The sequence below is a fragment of the Candidatus Poribacteria bacterium genome (assembly GCA_021162805.1).
Taxonomy (GTDB): domain Bacteria; phylum Poribacteria; class WGA-4E; order B28-G17; family B28-G17; genus JAGGXZ01.
Map to the genome: position 1 here is coordinate 1 of JAGGXZ010000161.1, position 16,966 is coordinate 16,966.

The 16,966-nt window shown below is 56.1% G+C and carries 10 protein-coding genes and 1 pseudogene; 8 read left to right on the plus strand and 3 right to left on the minus strand.

Annotated features, from left to right (window positions below):
- The first annotated feature begins 112 nt into the window (after window positions 1–112).
- The 8 genes and pseudogenes from J7M22_12410 (at window position 113) to J7M22_12445 (ending at window position 10,697) form a co-directional block, all read left to right on the plus strand.
- Window positions 113–277, plus strand: a pseudogene (locus J7M22_12410) (SUMF1/EgtB/PvdO family nonheme iron enzyme).
- Window positions 278–360: 83 nt separating this feature from the next.
- Window positions 361–1,248: an N-acetylmuramoyl-L-alanine amidase gene (locus J7M22_12415; GenBank protein MCD6507409.1), complete on the plus strand. Its 888-nt coding sequence runs from the start codon at window positions 361–363 to the stop codon at window positions 1,246–1,248.
- A 209-nt stretch (window positions 1,249–1,457) separates the two neighbouring features.
- Entirely contained in the window at window positions 1,458–2,300 is an 843-nt protein-coding gene (locus tag J7M22_12420; protein MCD6507410.1) for a tetratricopeptide repeat protein, read from the plus strand.
- A 5-nt stretch (window positions 2,301–2,305) separates the two neighbouring features.
- On the plus strand, window positions 2,306–3,424 hold the full coding sequence (locus J7M22_12425; GenBank protein MCD6507411.1) for a hypothetical protein: 1,119 nt from the start codon (window positions 2,306–2,308) through the stop codon (window positions 3,422–3,424).
- A 120-nt stretch (window positions 3,425–3,544) separates the two neighbouring features.
- Window positions 3,545–6,376: a caspase family protein gene (locus J7M22_12430; GenBank protein MCD6507412.1), complete on the plus strand. Its 2,832-nt coding sequence runs from the start codon at window positions 3,545–3,547 to the stop codon at window positions 6,374–6,376.
- Window positions 6,377–6,439: 63 nt separating this feature from the next.
- Window positions 6,440–6,694, plus strand: a complete 255-nt coding sequence (locus tag J7M22_12435; protein ID MCD6507413.1) for a hypothetical protein — start codon at window positions 6,440–6,442, stop codon at window positions 6,692–6,694.
- A 73-nt stretch (window positions 6,695–6,767) separates the two neighbouring features.
- Complete coding sequence (locus J7M22_12440; protein ID MCD6507414.1) at window positions 6,768–9,182, plus strand: alpha-mannosidase; 2,415 nt, start codon at window positions 6,768–6,770, stop codon at window positions 9,180–9,182.
- Window positions 9,183–9,188: 6 nt separating this feature from the next.
- Window positions 9,189–10,697 carry an FGGY-family carbohydrate kinase gene (locus tag J7M22_12445; GenBank protein ID MCD6507415.1) on the plus strand — a complete coding sequence of 503 codons (1,509 nt, stop codon included), beginning with the start codon at window positions 9,189–9,191 and terminating at the stop codon, window positions 10,695–10,697.
- A 53-nt stretch (window positions 10,698–10,750) separates the two neighbouring features.
- Here the strand turns inward: J7M22_12445 and J7M22_12450 are convergent, their stop codons facing one another.
- The 3 genes from J7M22_12450 to J7M22_12460 all read right to left on the minus strand — a co-directional run.
- Window positions 10,751–14,647 (minus strand): PQQ-binding-like beta-propeller repeat protein, encoded by a 3,897-nt coding sequence (locus J7M22_12450; protein ID MCD6507416.1) that lies wholly within the window; start codon window positions 14,645–14,647, stop codon window positions 10,751–10,753.
- Window positions 14,648–14,652: 5 nt separating this feature from the next.
- On the minus strand, window positions 14,653–15,873 hold the full coding sequence (locus J7M22_12455) for a hypothetical protein (GenBank protein ID MCD6507417.1): 1,221 nt from the start codon (window positions 15,871–15,873) through the stop codon (window positions 14,653–14,655).
- Window positions 15,874–15,896: 23 nt separating this feature from the next.
- Window positions 15,897–16,966: phosphomannomutase/phosphoglucomutase (locus J7M22_12460; protein ID MCD6507418.1), on the minus strand; the 1,070-nt coding region annotated here is incomplete at its 5' end.

Consider the following 16,966-nt stretch of genomic DNA (forward strand, 5'->3'; position numbering starts at 1 on the left):
CCGAGAAAACCCTTGAAAATTCTGGGCTTGTCGAAGTTTCAAAAACTCGAACAATTGAGAGCGCCAGGAAGTCTTATCACATAAGGGTTTCCGACGTAGAGCCGATGAGTTTTGTCAGTCAATCAGGGGTCCTGACTCAGGCTCAGGACGCGTTGTGCGCGGCGGCTCGTGGGACTACGGTCCGGAGTGGTTGCGCGTGGCGAACCGCGGCAGGAGCGTCCCACAGAACACGATCATCAACCTGGGTTTTCGCTGCGCCCAGGACGTTACCCCTTAGCCCCTTTACGCCTTTACACCTTGAGAAGGAACGAGGAGCGAGGAACCAGGAACGAGGAGATGAAGATTGGGAGGGGACAGGGGGTGGATAATCTGCTAGGCATTCAGGGGAAAATGCCTCGCCCCTACTTCAAAGGTGAAGAAGCGATGAGAATCATACTCCTCGCCGTTCTGCTCATCGTGAGCGGCTATAATACGCTAAATGACATCCTGTTCTCCGATGAAAGCGACTTCGAGCTGAAGGCACGCCGCGAACGCGAACGGGTGCTCAGCTCAAAGGGGATATCCAGGAGGATCCGACGGATCGTCATCGATCCCGGCCACGGCGGGTTCGACCCCGGAGCCGTCAACAAAAGGCTGGGCCTGCGTGAGAAGGAGATCACCCTCCAGGTTGCCCTGAAACTGAAACGGTTCATCGAGGAGAACTCGGACATAAAGGTCTTCCTGACCAGAACGGGGGACTACTACGTCACCCTGAGCGACAGAACCATCACGGCAAATCAATATCACGCCGATCTGTTCATCAGCATCCACTGCAACTCGCATGAAAGATCCTCCCCTAATGGCTTTGAGATCTTCTACTGCTCGAAAGAGCCGTCCGACAGAGAGGCGGCCAGGGTGGCAGCACTGGAGAACGCCCCCGGACTGGATGACCCGTTCTTCAAGGAGGATAATTCGATCGACATCGAGTCCATCCTGCGCAACCTGCAACGGCACATGTTCCTGAAGGAGAGCAGGAGGATAGCGGAGTCCATAGAGGAGAGGATCGGACGGAACGTGAGGATCAGGAGGCGCGGCGTCAAGAGCGCCGACTTCTTCGTGCTGAGACACGCCCGGATGCCCGCCGTTCTCGTCGAACTCGCCTTTCTGAGCAACCCTAAGGAGGCACGACTGTTGACGGATGACAGGTTCCAGTATGCCGTGGTTAAAGCGATCGGGGATGCATGCGGAATTCGCTCATATTATCGCTGAGCGTGATATGGCTGGGATGGTTCACAATCATGGTAACACTTCTGAGAGGCCTATTAGCCTTCAGTGATCGGCGAAAGGTCAAGAGACGAGAGTCGAGAGACAAGAGACGAGAGATAAAAAGGGACTCTGGACTCTCGACTCTAGACTCTCGACTAATAACTGAAAGCTGACCGCTGAAAGCTGATTGCTGATCGTCTCGGAGAAAAAACATGAAATACATCATCCTTTTCTGCGTTGTCTTAACGACGGCGGTTGACGTCGGACTCGCCGACGTCAGCGATCACCTCATAAGAGGGGACATATATCGGATGAAAGGGGAGCTCGAACCGGCGAGGTTCGAATACGAGAGGGCCTTGAAGCTGGACCCGAACAACGTCTACGCGCACAACTGGCTCGGATGGATATACGCCAAGGAGGAGAGATATTCAGAGGCGATAGGGGAGTTCAACCGCTCGATCTCCATCTCCAAGGACGACCCGTTCCCCTTCCTGTGGAAGGGTATCATCCTGCTGAGGCTCGAGAGGGTCGAGGATGCTAAGGGGGAGTTCGAGAGGGTGATCGAGCTCGATCCGGAGGACCACAGGGCACATTACTTCCTGGGGTTCATATACGCTCTGAAGGGCGATGTGAGGAAGGCGGTCAGACATCTCGATAAGGCCGTATCCCTCGATCCTAATGAGCCGGACATGCTCTGTCGTCTGGCGAAGCTCTACTCCAACCTGTCGATGCCCTACACCGCCCTGCTCCTCTACCGCAAGGCGATAAGGCGTAACAGGAGATACATCCAGGCATATAACGAGCTGGGATGGATATACCATAACCTCGGATACGAGAGGCTGGCCGTTGAGACCTGGGAGCAGAGCCTGAAGGTCAATCCGAATCAGATAACGGCCAGGCGAAACCTGGCGAAATTCTACAACGAATCGGCTTGGCGGAAATACCGGAGAGGGGAGCTGAGATCCGCGATCCAGGATTGGCGAAGGGCTCTCCGATATCAGCCGGACGATAAAGCGGCTAAATTCTATCTTAGTCAAATAAACCAACGGAGGTAAAGACGATGAAAGTTAAGACCTTGTTCATGGCGATCATACTGTTCGCCATCTCAGTCTCCGCCTCATTCGCACAGTTCTCCTCCGAGGCGGAGATGAAGATCTACAATCAAGCGCTTGCAGTCGTGTTGAAAAAGGATTACATCGAGGAGACGGCCATCGGCTATGGGAGGACGAAGGGGGCTGCCAGAATAGCGGCCAGAACCCTCGCCCAGAGACAACTGGTGAACTTCATCAACAAGACGAGGATAGACAGCGAGACATTGGTCGCCGATGCCGAACTGGTGAGGGATGAGGCCAGAAGGCAGGTCAGCGGCATGATCCAGTTCGCCGAGGAGGTGGATGCGACATATCAGAGGACGGAGGACGGCAAGTGGGAGGCTACGGTGAAGATGAGGATACCCCTCAGCCTCAGCCTTGCAAAGCCCGTCCAGCAGTTCATGCGGGAGAAAATACGTCAGAACCCACCACAGCTCTTCAATATGTCCCCCGACGAACTGGAGGCACAGAAAGCCCAGGAGGAGGTGAAGCTCCTCAAAAGGCGCAACCTCGAGCTCGAATCCGAGATCGAAAAGCTGAGGAAGATAATCGAGCAGGGGCTCGCCACGCCGGGCGATAAGGAGAAACTGCAGAAACTCCAGAGCGAGAAGGAGAAACTCGCCCAGCGGCTCGCCGAGAAGGATAAGAGGATAAAGGAGCTCCAGGGGAAGCTGGAGGAGCTTCAAAGGAAAGCTCAAGAGGCAGCTTCAAATCCGGATGTCAGCAATGTCCTCAAAGGAGGGCCATACACGGGACTGATAGTTGATGCGAGGGGATTAGGCGTCCAGATGGCCATGGCGCCGAAGATCCTCACTCAGGCCGGATTCGAGATATACGGGTTCGTGAACGTGCTATATCATGACGAGATGAACCACGGCATGGTGCTGTATGCGAAGGATATCGGGAAGGCCAAGAGGGAGCTATCCGGTATAATAGGGGATAACCCCCTCATCGTCAAGGCCACAGGTGTCAGGGGGAAGAATAAGACAGACGTGGTGGTTGACGACACAACCGCCGTCGCCATCTTCGCCTCAGACGTCAGAGATCACTTCCTGGAACTGGGGAAGGTGGTGTTCGTGATAGACTAAAATATCGGTCGAGGGTCAAGGGTCGAGGGTCGAAGAAAGTCACGTTAGCGCGTTGAACGTTTAACGTTCTGACGTTCAACGTGCTAACGTTTATCCATCGGCCTATTTAGGAGGAACCTGATGATGCGTAAATTCATCTGTGTTTTGTTTCTCCTCATATTCTTCCCCCTCACATATGCGGACGAACCCATACTCGTCATAGACTCAAAGGGGCACGTGGAAAGGGTCTGGGACCTCATCTTCACCGGCTCGGGGGATAGGCTCATATCTGCGGGCGAGGATAAGGTCGTGAGGATCTGGGATGTGCGCTCAGGGGAGCTCGCCCGAACGCTCAGGGGACAGATAGGCCCGGGACCTGAGGGGAAGATCTGCGCCGCTGCCCTCTCACCCGACGGATCGTTGCTGGCCGTCGGGGGCTTCTTCGATAAACCGGATGGCCTGAACGTGGGGAAGATAAGGATCTTCGATACATCCTCATCTCAGATCGTCAGGATACTCAAAGGACATCTGGATGTGACCCTGGATCTGCAGTTCAGCCCCGATGGATCCACGCTGGCATCATCCGGATCTGACTGTACCGTTCGCATCTGGGACGTTAAAAGCGGTGAGCTGATCCATACCCTGGGCGATCACCAGGACCCTGTCTATTCGATCTCCTTCTCGCCGGACGGAACCAAACTCGTATCAGCATGCTACGACGGGATGGTGAGGCTATGGGATGTCCGAAGGGGTGATCTGATAAGGAGGATGAAAGGCCACGGAGGAAAGGTGAGGGTTGTCTCATATAGTCCCGACGGCACTCTCATCGCCTCCGGGGGATTCGACGGAAGGGTGTTGCTGTGGGACGGCAGGACGGGGAGGTTTATCCGAGAGTTTGCGAGAGCTAAGGAGGGTGTCAACAGCCCTATAACTGCCCTTGCATTTTCCCCCTCCGGCGACCTGCTCGCCTTCAGTTCATACGGCAGAGGGGTTATTATCAGGGCGATCAAATCGGGCAAGGATGTGGCGGAGCTCCCCGAACGGTATGTCATGTCCCTCGCGATCAGCCCCGACGGCAAGCTCATAGCGCTGGGCGAAAATTCGGGGAGGATCACCATACGATCCCTCCCCGGCGGGAAGCTGAAAATGAGGTTTGAAAGCGTCGGCATACTCCCCTCTAGCCTCGCCTGGAGCTACGACGGGAGAAAGGTGGCCTTCGGGAGATCGGACGGCGATCTAGAGCTATACTTCGATTTCGACGAGCTTTCCCTCGAAGGCATATCCCGCTCCACGGACATCCGATGGATCGAACCGGTGACGAGATGGGGGGAGATGAGCCTGGAATGGGGAAGCGGGGCCTGTCAACTGGATGTGTTCTACAGAGGTCACAAATCCGTCAGCATAAACACCGACCCATATGTGGATGGGGGGATCACCTGTTTCGCCTTCACGCCTAAGGGAGATGTGGTAGTGGGTGCCGCCTTCTCGCTGGCCTTATACGATGGGCGGACAGGAGGAAGAATCCGCAGGTTCATCGGACACACCGGCAGGATAACCGCCGTAGTGCCGTCTCCTGACGGCAGATTTCTCGCCTCAGCCTCCACCGACAGGACCGTCAGGATATGGAATGTGGAGAGAGGCGAACTGCTGCTATCCCTCTTCGTCACGAAGAGACGGGATTGGATCTGCTGGTCGTCTGAGGGCTATTACGCCTCCTCGGCCTCAGGCGACAGGTTTATCGGATGGCAGGTGAACAGGGGTAGAGGAAACGCCGCCGAATATTACTACGCTCACCAGTTCAAGGGGAAGTTCTATCGCCCCGACATAGTGAAGCTCGCCTTCGCGGAGGGGAGCGTCGAAGCAGCGATGAGATCGAAGGAGGCGGTCGTCCCGGCGGGAGGGATATCCTCGATGCTGCCGCCTGAGGTCCAGATACTCCATCCCAAGGACGGGGCCGTGTTGAAAAGCTCCCCCATCACCCTCCGCCTGAAGATCATCAGCCGGAGGGGAGCGCGGTTAGCTTCCACCATCATGCTCTTCGTCAACGGCAGACCTGTTATCGGGCGAGATCTTAAGCTCACCCCTACAGGTGTAAGATCATCCAAGCAGGTGGTGGAAAAGGAGGTGCCGCTCGTTGAGGGAGAGAACGTGATATCGGCGATGGTGGCTACCGGAAACTCCTCCTCCCTGCCAGTCAGCGTCACGGTAACTTATCTGCCCGAAAACGTACTCGTCAAACCCACTCTCTACATCCTCGCCATCGGGGTGAGCGGATATCCGAGGAAGGAGTGGAGGCTGAACTTCGCCGATGAGGACGCTAAAAGCTTCGTCAGGTTTTTCAAGGGACAGGAGGGAAAGCTTTACGGAAAGGTTGAGGCCAAGCTGTTGGTCGAATCGGAGGCAACCAGGGATAACATACTCGACGGGCTTGAATGGTTGTCCAGATCGGCAACTCAGAGGGATGTGGTTATGGTCTTCATCTCCGGTCATGGCGTTCAGGATGAGAGGGGGAACTACTATTTCTTCCCCCATGATGGCAATCTCGATCACCTGTTGCGGAGCGGGGTGAGATGGTATGACTTTCAAGAGACGCTGAGCTCGTTCCCGTGCAAGGTGATCCTGTTCGTGGATACCTGTCACGCCGGAGCCGTTTCAGGAAGGAAAGGAGTGAGGATGGACGACATGATAAGAGATCTCGTGAGCGAGGAGAGCGGGGTGGTGGTCATGGCGGCCTCGACCGGAAGAGAGGTCTCAGTGGAGCTGCCCGATCGTAAACACGGCGCTTTTACCTTCGCCTTGATAGAGGGCTTGAACGGAAAGGCTGATCTGAACGGAGATGAAGCCGTGTATTTGACAGAACTGGACGCCTATCTGACCGATCGAGTGAAGGAACTGACCAAAGGCACTCAACATCCCACCACCCAGAAGCCGACGACAATTAGGTCATTCCCACTGGCGTCGATCGACAAATAGAGTGTCTAGAGCTACGCTGAGAAAAGCACCAAAGAGGTCAAACGAGATATTCAGGGGGGTGATATGGAGATAAAAGCTGCCGCCTCAGCGGCTGAGATCGTGGGCGACGATTCGATGCCGGGAGTATCCACCCTCATTTCGCCCGCTGTTCACGTCGCTCGGGATAGAGATAAAACGTCGCTCACCCTTCCGCTACACCTACGTCGTCGAGCTCGCAAACGATTACATAGGCTACATCCCGGACAAAGAGGCCTTCGATCTGGGAGGATATCAGGTCTGGACGGGATTTCACAGCTTCGTCGAAAGGGGAACGGGTGAGAGGATAGTTGATGAGGCCGTGAGACTTTTAACTCGCCTCCGCGAGAGCGGAAGGTGATGGAGGAGGATTCAAATGAGACGGGGTGTTATTCACGTCATCCCTCAGTCACATATAGATGTCGCCTGGCTCTGGAGATACGACCCGGAGACCATACACAGGTGTTGCAAACCGACCTTCTCACTTGCCCTTGATAACATGGACAGATACCCGGACTACACCTTCTCTCAGAGCCAGGTTCCGCTCTATCAGGCGACTGAGGAGGTATATCCGAAGCTGTTCGAGAGGATAAGGAGATACATAGGGGAGGGACGGTGGGAGATAGTCGGCGGGATGTATGTGGAGTTCGAGGGAGGAGAACCGTGTGGCGAGTCGCTGGTGAGACAGTGTGTTATGGGCAAAAGGTATTTCCTTGAGAAGTTCGGCCTTGATGTCACCACCGGCTGGCAGGAGGACGCATGGAGCCATCCATGGCAACTTCCGCAGATCCTCAGGAAATGCGGGATCGATTCATACATGTTCAAACGTGGGGGGAAGGGCGAGAGGCTGTTCTGGTGGCAGTCGCCCGATGGATCTAAGGTGCTGGCGTATAACTCACATGTCTCCAGGGAACCATCTCAATCCTGGATCGATCTCCTATCCGAGATGAGGAAACGATATGGCGTTGATAGAGCGATGATCAGAATAGGAAGGGGAGATCACGGCGGCGGACCCACTCCTGAGGAGATCGAGGCGATCAAGAGGTTCGCCGAAAAAGCCCCGCCCGAAATAGAGGTGAAGTTCAGCACATTCAGGGAATTTGTGGACTCGATACTCGCTCAAAACCCCGATCTGCCCGTCTTAAACGACGAGCTGGGGTTCGAACTCGTGGGCGACCTGACCAACTGCGGCGAGATAAAGAGGAACAACCGCCTGTGCGAGAACCTCCTGTTGACGGCGGAGAGGTTTCGCTCCATAGCCTCCATCCTGTTCGGAGAACCTTACCCGTCAGAGGAGCTATACGAATCCTGGAAGAAACTCCTTTTCAATCAGTTCCACGACATCATCGGCGGAAGCGGCATACCGCCCGTCTGCAGGGATGCCCTCAGGTTTTACGAGATAATCAGGGAGTCAGGCGAGAGATTGCTCCGGGATTCGCTCTCCATCATCCTGAAAAATATAAAGACCGATGGGGAGGGAATGCCCCTGATCGTCGTGAATCCGCTTCCGTGGGAGAGGACGGACCTCGCCGAGATTGAGATTCAGCTCTCGGAGGGACGGGATGAGATTCAGCTCCTCGATGAGGATGGCAACCGTGTTCCGATTCAGATCGTCGAAAGGCGAGAGGAGAAGGATAGGCGGTTCCTGAGGTTCATCTTCATCGCCGAGAGGGTTCCCTCGCTCGGATACAGGACATATCGGGTTGTGGGGGGAGAGGGGAAGATAAGCTATCCCAACCCGTTCTCAGTTGAGGGGCTAAAGGTTCAAAACGAGTTTTTCAGCATTGAGGTTGATCCCGATACGGGCTGTTTGAGAAGCCTCCTCGATAGGAGAGACGAAAGGGAGGTTCTGGGGGCATCCGGTAGGGGAAATACGCTCATCGCCATCGAAGATGAGGGGGATTCAGAGGGGAGGTTCGTGAAAGGGAGCGATACTATCGCAAGACCACCTGGAAAAGCTTGGGATATCATCTCCCACCCTTCGATAGAGATATGCGAGGAGGGCCCCGTCAGAGCCAAGATAAGGATAAGTAGGAAGTTCAGAAACTCAAGCTTCACCCAGGAGATCATGTTATATTCCAAGATAGAACGGGTGGACTTCAACCTCATCGTCGATTGGCACGATATCCACTGGATGATAAAGGTCGCTTTCCCACTGAACGTTGAGGATCCGGAGGTGACCTACAACACAGCATACGGGAGCGTCACCCGACCGGCGGATGGGCTTGAATACTCAGCGCAAAAGTGGGTCGACCTCTCCACCCCTGGATATGGAATCGCCCTGCTCAACAACGCGAGATACGGACATGATGTAGAAGGCAACACCGTCAGGATGAGCGTTCTCCGCAGCCCCACGGAGCCCGCTTACAACACAGATGAGGGGGTTCACCTGATCGGATACTCCCTCTATCCGCATTCAGGAGGATGGAGGGAGGCGGGGGTTATGCGAAGGGGATATGAGTTCAACTATCCGCTGATCGCCCTCGTGGAGGATAATCATCCCGGCGACCTTCCGCCGAGCTTCTCCTTCCTTGAGGTCAGGCCTGATAACCTGATCGTCGAGGTTCTTAAGAGGGCCTATGACTCGGATGAGTTCATCCTGAGGCTTTACGAGATCCACGGTGAAAGCTGTGAGGCTTCGATCAAGCTCCCATGTGAGATAAGCTCTGCCTGCCAGACCGACCTCATGGAGAGGGAAACGGGGGATGTTGAGTTTGAAGATGGGATTTTAAAGGTTCAGATGAGCCCCTATGAGATAAAAACGATCAAGTTCTCGCCGAGGGCAGGATGAGGTAACATGGCATATCTTCTGGGTTTAGACGTTGGGACGACATCCTTCAAAGCCGTCCTGTTTTCGGAGGAGGGAAGGGAGGTGGCCTCCGCCTCCTCCGAGTATACCCTTCTCACGCCGAAGGCTGACATCGTCGAGCTTGAGGCCGAAGCTTATTGGGATGTGTGCAAGCTCGTATTGAGCGAGGTATGCCGAAAGGCCGATTCGAGGGATATAAGAGCTCTCGCCATATCAAGTCAGGGTGAGACCCTTATCCCTGTGGACAAGGATGGAAATCCGCTGAGGAGAGCTATCGTTTGGCTCGATAACAGATCACAAGCTGAAGCCCAGATTATAAGGGATGAGTTCGGCAGGAGGAACATCTTCGAGATCACGGGGCAGCCGGATGTGGTGCCCACATGGCCGGCGACGAAGATCCTGTGGATGAGGAGAAATGAACCTCAGATCTTCAAGAGGGTCTACAAATACCTCCTGGTTGAGGATTACCTGATCTACAGATTGACGGGGAGATTCGTAGCTGAGGGCTCCCTCCTCTCGTCCACCTTGCTTTTCGACATAAAGGGGAGGAGATGGTGGGGCGAGATGCTGGAGTTTCTGGGGATCTCCGAGGAGTCGCTCCCCCAGATACGAGAGTCGGGCGAGGTGGTAGGTGAGGTGAGGGGTGAGGTATGTCATGAGATAGGATTGCCCGAAGATACGGTTGTGGTGACGGGGGCTTTGGATCAAGCCGCCTCGACCATAGGCGCCGGCAACATCAGATCGGGAATCGTAACTGAGAGCACCGGCGCGGCTTTAGCCATCTGCGCCACGATCGATGAGCCCCTGTTCGACCCCGGAGATAGGATCCCGTGTCACTACCACGCCATACGCGGGAGATATTACCTTTTGCCCTGGTGTCAGACGGCGGGGATGGCGCTGAGGTGGTTCAGGGATCAGTTCTGTGAGCATGAGAAGGAGCTGGCTTCGAAGGAGGGAGTGGACGTGTATAAACTGATGGACGATGCGGCTTCATCCGTACCTCCCGGCTCGGACGGCCTCCTGATGCTCCCCCATCTGATGGGTGCGGCGTGTCCTGAATTCAACCCGGACGCCAGGGGATGTTATTTTGGCTTTTCGCTTTCCACCACCAAAGCCCATTTCATCAGGGCTCTGCTCGAATCGGTGGCTTTCATGCTCAAAAGGAACCTGGACATCCTGGAGGAGCTCGGCGTGGAGGTCAGGGAGATAAGGACGATAGGCGGGGGATCGAGGAGCAGATTGTGGAATCAGATAAAAGCCGATGTAACGGGTAAACCGCTGGTCACCCTCGAGACGGCTGAGACGGCCTGTCTGGGCGCGGCTACCCTGGCCGGAGTGGGAGTTGGCGTTTTCCCATCCCTTCAGGCGGCTTGCGAGAGGATGGTTCACCTGAAAGGGAGGTTTACACCGAACGAGGGTAACCGCCCCATCTATCAAAGAGGATATGAGAGATATGTGAAGTTGTATGAGGCTTTGGAACCCCTGTTTTCACCGTGAATATCAAGGGGATAGCGATGGACGGCGAACATGTGCTGATAGTTCGCGGCAAACTACTCCCTAACGAGCTCGATGGAACACAGGATGGGAACCTCCCTCTTGGCCTTCGCGGCGTCCTTTGAGGTGATCTCCCTCACGGGCACCAGCTCCAGGGTTAAATCCCTGCTCACCTCTATCCCCTTGAACTCCCTGACGATAGCTTTGTTCGGTCCGCCGGCCTCCCTCAGAACGTCGAAGTTTTCGGCGACGGTTCTACCCTGGAGTTTGATGTCGAAAACCCGCTCGCCGGGCCGGACGTCCTCCGTGGGCTCGATGAAACCCAATCTGACGGTATAGGTGCCCGGCTCATCCCCCTCGCCGAGCAGAGGAACGACGCATCTGGTCAACCCACAACAGCCGAAGGAGAAAAGCCACGGCTTGCCCGTTCCCTCTATCTTCACGTCCTGGGGATTGATCATGAAGTAGCCAAACCCGGGCAGGAAAGTGGTCTTCAGATCGAACTTGAGGACGAGCGGTATCGAAGGGCGGGGATAGGAAAGCCACAGGGTCCCATCCTTACCCCTTCTGTCGCCTGGCGCGCCTAAATTTATGGCGAAGTGCCTTGCGGGGGTGATCGGCGCCGTCGAGCAGAACATCCCCCAACCCCTGTCGACATCCCTCGGCTCGAAGACGACGGTCGAGTAAAGCGAGAAGGGGCAAACGCAGCCGGAGCTCGCCTCCGGCTCGATCAGCAATCCGTTAGCAGCTATCATGTTGATGCAGCAGCCGGGGCGTTGTCCGCCGAAGTGAATCACGCCGGAATCCCTCTCCAGGTCGTAGAAGGCGGTGACCAGCGACCTCATGAGGAGACAGTGGGGACAGGCTGAAAGCGGGCCACAGTGATGGCCCCTGCCCAGCTCAAAGGGGACCGGCTCACCGGTGATCGGATGCGGATGTCTTACCTTCTCTCCGGTTTTCAGATCATACGCCCACGGGTCGGCGTATATCGTGTTCCCGACGACCAGGGGACGGGTGAAGTAATTGCACGGTCGGGACCAAACCAGCTTTCCATCCTTCGCCGAGAGGACCGTTATCCGCCTTCCGGCCAGCTCACCCCTGAAGAAGTGGCCCCAGTAATGCCCATCAGAGAATGAGCCGCAGAAGATCAGGAAACCGTCATGATACATGAGGTGAACCGGGGGGCCGCAATCCGTCAGATCCACCACCTCCTGCCAAACCACCTCGCCCGATTTCGCATCCAGCGCCACCACCTTCCTGATATCCGAGCGGGCGGATTTGCCACCGGCGATCTCGGAATCGGCGAAGAAGATCCGACCGTCTCCGACGGCGATGGCGTTGTGCTCTATTGAGCCGCCGCGATAGACCCATCTGAGTTCACCGCTCCCCTTATCCACGGCGAAAAGCCCATCGCTCCGGCCGGATCTAAACGAGGTGCTTCCGAAGAGCAACCCATCCACAACGGAGACATACCCCCATGACCTCGGTTTTCCCTCGGAGGTGGGGGGAAGCGAGTAGGTCCTCAGTATCTCCCCCGTCTTAGCGCTTAGCCGGAGACATCTATCGCCGATCGCCACGAAGAGGCTCTCCTCATCGCACGCCATGTTGCCGCCTCGGTGAGGCACACCGGGACAGATGGCGCCCTCGATATCCCGCTCCCACAGTTTAGTCCCGTTATAGGCATCGTATGCCATTATCACGTTCTCCCCCTCGACGAAGAATCGACCGTTGATGGAGAGCGGCGCGATGCCTTTCGCATGTCTGCTTAGCATCCTCGTCGGCCCCGGCTCGCCGAACCAGAGGAGGTCAAGCGGATATCTAACGAGCTCATCGTCAGAGCAGGCCGTGTTTCCGGGGTTGGCATACTGCTGCGTCCATCCACCCGCACCCGGAAGGGAGGAGCGGTCTATCCTGAGCCATACCCCGCCGTTCTCGAGGACCTGGAAGCCGTTGAATCCGGGGAGATCGGTGATCTTCGCGGCGTAAAGCCACCCCCGAAGCTCCTCCGCCTTGAGCCTTCTCCCGGTCCGCAGCATCACGGCCTTCTCCGGCTGGCCGATATAAACCACACCGCCACAGGGCTTAAGGACACGGCATATCTCCCTGATGAGCTCCACCCTCTCCTCCTTTGAGCCGGGGATACGACCTGATGTGAGCATGTCATCGGAGACGATCAGATCGGCGAAGTAGTCGGGATAAGGGAGGGGAAGGAGCGGACCTTGATCTACACTCACCCTCACGCCGTACAGCCCCGCCCTATCGAGGGCCTCCCTGGCCCTTTCGGCTTTCCTCCTATCCGGCTCGATCCCGTATATCTTCAACCGGGTCCGTTTTGCGAGCTCGTATGCCAATCTTCCCTCGCCGCAGCCGAAAACGAGGCAGTAACCCTTCGTCACCCCCGTTTCCCTTACGATCCTCTCGGCCGTCTCCCTGTAAAGTGAGGTCAGCTCGTCCTCAGGATAGGGTTCCGGCTCAGTGGGTTGGACGTTGACGCGCTTAGGGGACGAGAGTCCTTTACCGTCGAAGCAGTAGATATATCCCTCATCTGTGCTGACGAAAAGCCTCCCGTTCGCCGTCGCCAATCCTTTTGCCTCCCCTTCCACCTCGTGATTCCACGTTTTCCTCCCCGTTAGGGCGTCGACGGCGATCACCTCTCCCTCGCCTCCGACGAGGATAAGGTCGCCTGCCTTTATCATCGAGGAGGATAACTCGCAGGGGAGCTTCCATTTGACGGCATTTTGGGTTATATACTCCTCGATTTTCTTCAGTTCTCCGTTTACCTCCTCAAGCTGTCTCTTCAGCTCCTTCCTCTTCTCCGGTTCCTTCGCCCTGTTCATCTCGTTGCTGAGCCTGAGCTTTTCCTCTATCAGTGAGAACCTCTTTCTGCTCGCCTCGGCATAGATCGATCTGTCGAGCGCCATCAGCTCCTTTCCCGTCAGCATGTAGGAGGTATCCGCCGTTACAAGGAGCCTTCTGCCGGGAAACCAGGCGAAACCCGTCCCGCCCGTTTTTCGATCGAGAGCGACCACCTCCCTGCCGCCGCTGTATAGATGATCGTCGGCAAGGAGGGCATAACATCCGCCGAACAGGTAATAGTATCTTCCCTGCCATCCCGGAGCCATCGTGCTCTCGCGGCGGTAGATGAGATGACCGTCGCCCCTGTCAAAACATGCGGGAGGAGTTCTACCCGTGGGGACGTATAGCCTCTTCCTATCGGCGAGCAGATAGCCCTGAGGCGAGCAGGAACCCCAGCCCGATCTGAAGTAGCCCCAGGAATCGTTCCTCCAGATCAACTTTCCGTCCTTGGCTCGGAGGGCGTAGAGGTAGACCCCTTCGAAGGGGAAGACGCCGGCGCCGAAATAGGCGACCCCGTTATCCACGAGCACCCCCGTTCTCACCGGCCAGCGGGATATCATCCTGCCGTTCCCTAAGATCCTCTCATCACAGGGCCCCGCTCTGAACTTCCAGATGAGCTCGCCGCTTTGGGCGTCCAGGCAGTAGACGAAGCCGTCATCGGAACCGACATAGACCCTCCCCTGCCAGACCGTCGGCGCAAGCCTCACCGGTCCTCCGGTGAAGAAGGTCCATATCACCCTCCCCTCCCTGACGTCCAGGCAGTAGACCTTATCATCCGCCGAGGAGCCGAAATAGAGCTTATCCCCGACGGAGACGACATGGAGGGCATAGTCGAAATCGAGCCTATTGGGCTCATAGACGTTCTCCACCAGGCCGGGATGAGGAGGAGGCCAAGCCGGCTGTGGAGGATGTTTGGGCGCGAAAACCCATCCCTCCGATAGAGGAAGGGACAGCCTCTCGGACGAGATGCCGCTTCGGGCGGCATCGTGCATATATGTGGGCCAATCCTCGGCGTAAGCGATACAGAGGGGAGAGGTCAGGGAGATAAACAGGCCGAGGATAACCCCAACAAAGGACATAGCCTCTTTCGATCTCATAGGTTTCACCTCCGTCTCCTTATCCAGAGAAATAACGTTCCCATTCCAACGGATAGAAATATAAGGCCGAACGTGAGGAGCGACGAACGTAATGCGTCGAGCGTGGAGCGCTGAGCGGAGGACGCATCACGAGCTTCCGACGAGGTGGATACAGGAAGGGCGATGGTTGGGGCCTCCTTTTCCCCTCCTCCGATTTCCTCCACGGGGTTCTCGATGTAATCCATTACCGTTCGCCTCCCCGTCTCCTGCGTACAGGCGTTCGGGTTTTCGACGAACAGTCCCAACATCGCCAGGGATGATCTCACCAAGGGGTTGTCGGGATCAAAGCCCAGCTCCCTGCAGACCTCCTCCTGAATCTCGTCCTCCCATCTAAGTGGGATCTGAGGTCCTGAGAGGAGCTTAGGATCGGTGGTACAGGCGCAGGCTTTACCCAGGGTATATAGGAGGCTTAACATCGACCTCTCGTTGATCCTTTCCCCCTCAAGCACGGGGCCTATCCGTTGTCCTCGGCCGAACAACACGACGGCGCTCGGCCGCCGTCCCCCACCTTCTGGAAGCCCGAGGCTCCAAAGCAGTATCCTCTCCTCATCCACCTCCTGAGGTGAAAGGCGCATGAGATATGGCTTCCTTTTCACCATCGTTCCTTTCTCCGTCACGGTTCCAACGATCTGCTGCGAGGCCCTGAGGATCGCCTCTTTTGCCCTTTCGTTCTCCGTCCGATCGGTTCCCTCGATCAGCATCACCACGCACCAATTCCTCACGATATGCCTTTTGATCTCCTCACGCTTGGGCGAGGAGATCACATCCTCCAGTTGGCGGCGCACGGATCTCTCCGACGTATAATCGGCCTTCGGCAGAACCAAGGCTTTGTTCTCAGGCGAGATAAGGATCGTTTTGGGCAGGTCGTTCAGGCCGATGGGGCCAAGTTGGGCCTCCATTGAAGCTGGAATTCGATGGTCTACCTCCACCACCTCAGCCTTGAGGTTGCTCCCCTTCAAAACCTCATCTGAAACGGCCTTAAACAGCGCCGCCATATGTTTTTCCCCCGGCGAGCTCCCCCTGACGAGGCAGTAGATATGATAGGACTTCCTCGGCATGGCGAATCCGACCTCACGGATGGTGTAAGAGCATGGGAACGCCTTTGAAGCTGAGAGAAGCATCAGAAGCGCCACGGCCAGAACGCAGCCTCTTACGTTGATCTTTAGGCTCTTGCCCCTTTTATTCATTGATTCCCTCCTTTTGCTTCGACTTACTTCGTCGTTATCCCGAACTTTCGCAGCTTCTCCTCCATCTCCCTCTTTATCCGTTTGAGGGTCTCCACGGATTCGGCCTCTGCACGCAGGATCAAGGCGGGCTCGGTGTTAGACGCCCTTATCAGACCCCATCCGTCTTTGAAAAGCACCCGTGCCCCATCTATATCTATCACCTCATATCCTCTCTTGAACTCCTCCGTCAGCTTATTAACCACGTCGAACTTCATCTCATCCGAGCATGGTATCCTGATCTCCGGGGTGGAGGGATATCTCGGAACGTCTGAAAGGAGCTCGGATAGGCTTTTTTCGGATCTAGAGAGTATCCTCAGCAACCTGCAGGCTGCGTAAACGGCGTCATCGTAGCCGAAGTATTCATCGGCGAAGAAGAAATGTCCGCTCATCTCACCCGCTAGAATCGCCTTCTCCCGTCGCATCGCCTCCTTGATATAGGAGTGCCCCGTGCGGGAAAGTACGGGGAGGCCACCTGATCTCTCGATCTCCTCCATCGTCGCCTTGGAGCATTTGACCTCCACTATCACCCTCGCCCCCGGATGTTTCCTCAATATCTCCCTTGCGAACAGTATCAGCAGATAATCCCCCCATATCACCTCGCCTCTCTCGTCCACCACACCGAGCCTATCGCCGTCGCCGTCAAGTCCCAAGCCTAGATCAGCACCTGTCTCTTTAACCTTCAAGATTAGATCTTCCAAATTCTCGATCTTGACGGGGTCAGGATGATGATTCGGGAACCGCCCGTCCGGTTCACAATAAAGCTCCACCACATCGCACCCCAACCGTCTCAGGATCGGAGGGACTATCGGGCCCGCTGCCCCGTTTCCCGCATCCACCACGACCTTTAACTTCCTCGGACCGAGTTTTATGTGGGATACGATGAAATCCGAATAATCCGAGTTGGCATCCCTTCCCCTCAGCTCACCCCTTCCCCTTTCGAACTCCTCCTTCTCGATAATTTCCCTTATACGTTGGATTCCATCGCCGAACAGCGTGCCATATCCCCAGCATAGCTTGAACCCGTTGTATTGAGGCGGATTGTGGCTTGCTGTGA

Coding starts and splice junctions, on each gene's coding strand:
- J7M22_12430 (MCD6507412.1), top strand. CDS start 3,545: ATGATGCGTAAATTCATCTGTGTTTTGTTTCTCCTCATATTCTTCCCC.
- J7M22_12435 (MCD6507413.1), top strand. CDS start 6,440: ATGGAGATAAAAGCTGCCGCCTCAGCGGCTGAGATCGTGGGCGACGAT.
- J7M22_12425 (MCD6507411.1), top strand. CDS start 2,306: ATGAAAGTTAAGACCTTGTTCATGGCGATCATACTGTTCGCCATCTCA.
- J7M22_12455 (MCD6507417.1), bottom strand. CDS start 15,873: ATGAATAAAAGGGGCAAGAGCCTAAAGATCAACGTAAGAGGCTGCGTT.
- J7M22_12420 (MCD6507410.1), top strand. CDS start 1,458: ATGAAATACATCATCCTTTTCTGCGTTGTCTTAACGACGGCGGTTGAC.
- J7M22_12440 (MCD6507414.1), top strand. CDS start 6,768: ATGAGACGGGGTGTTATTCACGTCATCCCTCAGTCACATATAGATGTC.
- J7M22_12445 (MCD6507415.1), top strand. CDS start 9,189: ATGGCATATCTTCTGGGTTTAGACGTTGGGACGACATCCTTCAAAGCC.
- J7M22_12450 (MCD6507416.1), bottom strand. CDS start 14,647: ATGAGATCGAAAGAGGCTATGTCCTTTGTTGGGGTTATCCTCGGCCTG.